The 6,182-nt window shown below is 27.6% G+C and carries 5 protein-coding genes and 2 pseudogenes; 3 read left to right on the forward strand and 4 right to left on the reverse strand.

Going from position 1 to position 6,182, the window contains the following annotated elements:
• Positions 1-92: 92 nt before the first annotated feature.
• The 4 genes and pseudogenes from fabI to blaZ all read right to left on the reverse strand — a co-directional run bounded on the left by fabI (position 93) and on the right by blaZ (position 3,323).
• Entirely contained in the window at positions 93-863 is a 771-nt protein-coding gene (gene fabI / locus Q4528_RS12525) for an enoyl-ACP reductase FabI (RefSeq protein ID WP_002487914.1), read from the reverse strand.
• 300 nt (positions 864-1,163) lie between these two features.
• Positions 1,164-1,647, reverse strand: a pseudogene (locus Q4528_RS12530) (replication-associated family protein); the annotation flags it as partial.
• Between the two features lie 18 nt (positions 1,648-1,665).
• Positions 1,666-2,187 (reverse strand): annotated as a pseudogene (locus tag Q4528_RS12535) (replication initiation protein); the annotation flags it as partial.
• 290 nt (positions 2,188-2,477) lie between these two features.
• Positions 2,478-3,323 (reverse strand): penicillin-hydrolyzing class A beta-lactamase BlaZ, encoded by an 846-nt coding sequence (blaZ, locus tag Q4528_RS12540; protein WP_000733268.1) that lies wholly within the window; start codon positions 3,321-3,323, stop codon positions 2,478-2,480.
• A gap of 106 nt (positions 3,324-3,429) precedes the next feature.
• Between blaZ and blaR1 the strand changes: the two genes are divergently transcribed.
• From blaR1 to Q4528_RS12555, 3 genes are all read left to right on the forward strand, one after another.
• The gene (gene blaR1, locus Q4528_RS12545; protein ID WP_001096392.1) at positions 3,430-5,187 is read left to right on the forward strand and encodes a beta-lactam sensor/signal transducer BlaR1; all 1,758 of its coding nucleotides are present in this window, start codon (positions 3,430-3,432) and stop codon (positions 5,185-5,187) included.
• A complete protein-coding gene (gene blaI, locus Q4528_RS12550) occupies positions 5,177-5,557 on the forward strand; it encodes a penicillinase repressor BlaI (RefSeq protein WP_001284653.1) in 381 nt (126 codons plus the stop codon). The genes blaR1 and blaI overlap by 11 nt, the downstream gene beginning before the upstream one ends.
• Positions 5,558-5,820: 263 nt before the next feature.
• On the forward strand, positions 5,821-6,182 hold a 362-nt coding region (locus tag Q4528_RS12555; protein WP_303521803.1), incomplete at its 3' end, for a recombinase family protein.

The following is a 6,182-nucleotide window of genomic DNA, read 5'->3' on the forward strand; positions in this document are numbered from 1 at the left end:
GTAAATAAAGAAGCCAGTAAATGAATTTGTTAAAACTCATTTACTGGCTATTTCTCTAGGGTTTATGTCCCAGACTCAATTGATTTAATTTATTATTTTATTGCGTGGAAACCACTATCTACATGGATATTCTCACCAGTTACGCCACTTGAGAAATCACTCAATAAGTAAGCAGCTGTTTTACCTACTTCTTCTTGATCCACATTTCGTCTTAATGGTGCACGTTCTTCAATTTCTTTAAGGATTGTGTTGAAACCACCAACACCTTTAGCACTTAACGTACGAAATGGACCAGCAGAAATAGCATTTACTCGAATGTTGTCCGGGCCTAAATCATAAGCTAAATATTTAACATTAGCTTCTAAACTTGCTTTAGCTACACCCATCACATTATAGTTTTGAACGGCAAATTCACCACCAAGGTATGTTGTTGCAACAATACTACCACCGTTTGGCATTATTTTCTTCGCTTCGTGCGCAACAATTGTTAATGAATATGAACTGATATCTTGCGCAAGTAAGAAACCTTCACGTGATGTTTCAGAGAAACGTCCACGTAAGTCTTCAATATTTGCAAATGCGATAGAGTGATATACGCCATCAATATTGCCTACTTCTTCGCCAATTTTAGCAAAACCATTTACTACATCTTCATCTTTTTGAACATCGATTTGATATAATTTTGGCTCTTCTTGGTTTAATTGTTCTAATAATTTTTCTAATTCTTTGCGGCTACGGTCTTTACGATAAGTGAAAACAAGTTTAGCCCCTAATTGATCTAATACCTTTGCAACGCCAAATCCGATACTACGTTTATTAGCAATACCCATAATTACGAAGGTTTTATTTTCAAGATTAATCATTCGAAATAACTCCTTAATCATCGTTTTTTATATCTTAATCTCACTGTACAAACAATGTAGACTAATCTAACGTTATTATTTTACCATTTTTGCTTCATAATTATAAAGCAATATTATTACCTGGTCATATAGGAAATAGGCTGGGACAAAATAAAATGTCTCAGCCTATTTTATCATTTTGTCAGAAGCTGACTGATTTGAAAATGCGCTTGAATCAAGCTTTTTTCAAACCTAGTCATCCTTGCCGGGGTAATACAACGAAATAAATTTTGAGAAAATATTATTTCTGTCCCACTCCCATTTTTTTTTGAATAGTTTAGAAAAGATAGATTGTTTTTGTTCATTTTTTTTTTGATGCTTTTGGAGTAATGATATCTTCTTTTGAATCTATATTATCAGTTTCTATTTTTTTGGTATTACTTAATATATTTTGGCTATTTAAATTCAAAGATTGTTCTTGTTTTAATGCAATTGTTAAATCGTCAATTTGTCGATTCTTTTGTCGAATTTCTGATTCTAAATGCTCTATGTATTTATCGATATAACTGCTATATTGGTTATTTAATGATTCTGTTTTGTTTGTCGATTTTTCATCAAATTTTGTCGATTCTTTTGTCGTTTTTTTATTTAAAATTGTTTTTAGATAATCTATTGTATTATCATCTATTAATGATTTGTTACCTACTTTGTTTACCTTCAAATTTGAAGGTAAACTTTTTAAATGATAATGAATTGTTTGTTTAGAGACATCTAAAAGTTCAGAAACTTCCTTTACAGTTTTCATCAAATAACTGGGTCTCCTTTACTTTTTCATTTTTTGTAAAAACGCTTGACGTTCTTCTTCTGTATACGCAGATGTCTTAGATGTGGTTGGTTCATAAGTGTTATTTTTTAACCATTGTGGCGTCATTTCACGGCTTATATATTGTTTTGGTTTGCCTGTACTTATCATATTAGATTGTCGTTTCGAATGAATACGTTTCTCAGGTTCAAAAGAAAATTCTAACCATTCAATCTTTCGTCCTTTTTTAGCTTTAATTTTATTAATATTGAGATTTTTAAATAAAAAGCCTAATTCTTTAATTATTGGTTTAAATACATACTTATCAATTTCACTCATTCGATAACTTTTCGGAATATCTAAACGTTCTCTGAAATCATTAATTTGAATTTTGAAATATCCTGTATGTTTATATTGCTTTAGTAATCTAAACATATTTTTTGCATAAGTTGATTTTAGTTGTGTCATTTCCTGTAGTTCAAATTTAGTGAAATCAGCAGTAATTGAATTGAGTATATGCTTCAAATCATTATTAACACTAATATGTCACTTTGCTTGATATATGAGAATTATTTAACCTTATAAATGAGAAAAAAGCAACGCACTTTAAATAAGATACGTTGCTTTTTCGATTGATGAATACCTATAATTAAACTATTCATCTATTATTTATGATTTTTTGTATATACAATATTTCTAGTTTGTTAAAGAGAATTAAGAAAATAAATATCGAAAATAATAGAGGGAAAATCAGTTTTTGATATCAAAATTATACATGTCAACGATAATACAAACTATAAGATGATATCAGTATTTATTATGCATTTAGAATATTAAAATTCCTTCATTACACTCTTGGCGGTTTCACTTATCAACTTATCATTTGGCTTATCACTTTTATTGTCTTTATTCGTAAAAATGACTAAAACAATAGGTTCAGATTGGCCCTTAGGATAAACAAAAGCAACATCATTTCTAGAAGCATATGTTATTGCTTGACCACTTTTATCAGCAACCTTACAGTCTTTTGAAACACCGTCTTTAATTAAAGTATCTCCGCTTTTATTATTTAACATTAAATCAAGTAAGAATTTTTTGTTTTCTTTGCTTAATTTTCCATTTGCGATAAGTTTATTTAAAGTCTTACCGAAAGCAGCAGGTGTTGAAGTATCTTTTTTGCTCTTTGGTGAATAATAATTTAATTCTATCTCATATCTAACTGGATTTGTTACTTTATCTCCTAGTCCTTTTAGACGTTGTTTAACTTTTTTGATCCCACCGATCTCTTTTATAATTTTATTGTTTGCTGTATTATCACTATATGTCATTGAAGCCTCAATAAGTTCTTTTAAAGTGATATCTTTTCCTACATATTTTTCTAAAATAGGAGAATAAGCAACTATATCATCTTTGTTAATATGTATTTTTTTATTTAACTTATTATAAGGTACTTGTTCTAACAAAATAGCACTATTTATCGCTTTTGAAGTCGAAGCATAGGCAAATCTCTTATCTGAATTAAATTTTACTTCCTTACCACTTTTAGTATCTAAAGCATAAACACCAATATGAGCATTATATTTTTTTTCTAAATCATTTAACTCTTTGGCATGTGGACTGTTTGAATTACATGCACTTAAAACTAAAGCAATTGCAATTAAAAATATTAACTTTTTCAAAATAAACCCTCCAATATTACAAATGTAATTTTTACGAATATATAATATTACATTTGTAATATTTGTGTCAATTATTTATTATAAATATTTGAAAGAAGGTGTCAAAATGGCTAAATTACTAATAACGAGCGTAGTAAGCTTTTGTTTTATATTTCTATTGTTAGTATTTTTTAAGTACATATTAAAACGCTATTTTAATTATAGTTTAAATTATAAAGTTTGGTATCTAACAGTGCTTGCTGGATTAATACCTTTTATCCCAATTAAATTCTCTTTTATAAAATTTAATAATGTGAATAATCAAGCGCCCACAGTTGAAAGTAAGTCACACGACTTGAACCATAACATAAATACCACCAAACCTATTCAAGAGTTCACAACAGATATCCATAAGTTTAATTGGGATTCAATTGATAATATCTGCACAGTTGTTTGGATAGTTTTAGTTATTATTTTAAGTTTTAAATTTTTGAAATCCTTATTATATCTTAAATATTTAAAGAAACAGTCACTTTATCTAAACGAAAATGAAAAAAATAAAGTAGATACGATACTTTTCAACCATCAATATAAAAAAAATATTGTGATTCGAAAAGCAGAGACTATTCAATCTCCAATAACTTTTTGGTATGGGAAATATATTATTTTGATTCCTAGTTCATATTTTAAAAGTGTAATTGATAAAAGACTAAAATATATAATACTGCATGAATATGCTCATGCTAAAAATAGAGATACTTTACATTTAATTATCTTTAATATCTTCTCTATTGTTATGAGTTACAATCCATTAATACATATTGTAAAAAGAAAGATAATTCATGACAATGAAGTAGAAGCTGATAGATTTGTTCTTAATAATATTAACAAAAATGAATTTAAAACTTATGCGGAATCTATTATGGACTCCGTATTAAATATTCCATTTTTTAATAAAAATATATTAAGCCATTCATTTAATGGTAAAAAGTCATTACTCAAAAGAAGATTAATTAATATAAAAGAAGCCAATTTGAAAAAACAGTCTAAATTAATTCCAATTTTTATTTGTATTTTTACTTTTTTGCTCATAGTAATTCAAAGCCAGTTTTTGATGGGGCAATCCATAACTGATTATAATTATAAAAAGCCCTTACAGAACGATCACCAAATTTTAGATGAAAGTAAAAATTTTGGTTCAAATAGTGGATCTTTCGTCATGTACAGCATGAAGAAAGACAAATACTATATTTATAATGAAAAAGAAAGTAGAAAAAGATATTCTCCTGATTCAACTTATAAAATTTATTTAGCGATGTTTGGACTTGACCGTCATATCATAAGTGATAAAAATTCACGTATGTCATGGAATCATAAACATTATCCTTTCGAGTCTTGGAATAAGGAACAAGATTTAAATACAGCAATGCAAAATTCAGTTAATTGGTACTTCGAACGTATTAGTAATCAAATACCAAAGAACTATACTGCGGCTCAACTCAAGCAATTAAATTATGGTAATGAAAATTTGGGAAGTTATAAAAACTATTGGATGGAAGATAGTTTGAAAATATCTAATCTTGAACAAGTAATAGTTTTTAAAAATATGATGGAACAAAATAACCATTTTAGTAAAAAAGCAAAGAATCAATTATCTTCTTCATTATTGATTAAGAAAAATGAAAAGTATGAACTGTATGGGAAAACAGGTACAGGTATAGTAAACGGGAAGTATAATAATGGGTGGTTTGTAGGTTACGTAATTACAAATCATGATAAGTATTATTTTGCTACACATTTATCAGATGGAAACCCGTCTGGGAAAAATGCTGAATTAATCAGTGAAAAAATATTAAAAGAAATGGGTGTTTTAAATGGCCAATAAGCAAGTTGAAATATCTATGGCTGAATGGGATGTTATGAATATAATATGGGATAAAAAATCAGTATCAGCTAATGAAATTGTAGTTGAAATTCAAAAATATAAAGAAGTTAGCGATAAAACAATTAGAACATTAATCACAAGACTATATAAAAAAGAGATTATAAAACGATACAAATCAGAGAATATTTATTTTTACTCATCAAATATTAAAGAAGACGATATTAAAATGAAAACTGCTAAAACTTTTCTTAATAAACTGTATGGAGGGGACATGAAAAGTTTAGTGCTAAATTTTGCGAAAAATGAAGAATTAAATAACAAAGAAATTGAAGAATTGCGAGACATTTTAAATGATATTAGTAAAAAGTAATTAGAGATATGTTTCAAACATTATACATATGTAAACTATACTTGACTCTTATTAAATTAGTTTTGTTAATAACATTTAAAATATATTAGTAAAGATGAGAGTGTACATAAAATAACCATTTTCTGTACACTCTCTTTTTATATCTAGATATATAGCTAGTATACATATTTTAGTGTTCAATAACCCAACAGAAAATCTATGTTCATAAATATGGTTAGAATTAAGTTATGGTACAATGAAAATCTACATAGGAGGTTTGTATTTTGAAAATAGGTTATGCAAGAGTCTCAACTGGTTTGCAAAATTTGAATTTGCAGGAAGATCGATTAAATCAATATGGTTGTGAAAAGATATTTAGCGATCATATAAGTGGATCAAAAAGTAAACGTCCTGGTTTAGATAAAGCTATTGAATTTGCGAGGTCAGGAGATACGATTGTTGTTTGGAGACTAGATAGATTAGGACGTAACATGGAAGATTTAATCACATTAGTTAATGAACTTAATAATCGAGGCGTGAGTTTTCATAGTTTAGAAGAAAATATAACTATGGATAAATCAAGTTCTACAGGACAATTGTTATTTCATTTATTCGCAGCATTTGCAGAGTTTGAACGTAATTTAAT

The organism is Staphylococcus pasteuri (assembly GCF_030547725.1).
Taxonomy (GTDB): Bacteria; Bacillota; Bacilli; order Staphylococcales; family Staphylococcaceae; genus Staphylococcus; species Staphylococcus pasteuri.

What these genes read in the sequence shown, in the direction of transcription:
- fabI (WP_002487914.1), bottom strand. Translation starts at nt 863, where the DNA reads ATGATTAATCTTGAAAATAAAACCTTCGTAATTATGGGTATTGCTAAT.
- blaI (WP_001284653.1), top strand. Translation starts at nt 5,177, where the DNA reads ATGGCCAATAAGCAAGTTGAAATATCTATGGCTGAATGGGATGTTATG.
- blaR1 (WP_001096392.1), top strand. Translation starts at nt 3,430, where the DNA reads ATGGCTAAATTACTAATAACGAGCGTAGTAAGCTTTTGTTTTATATTT.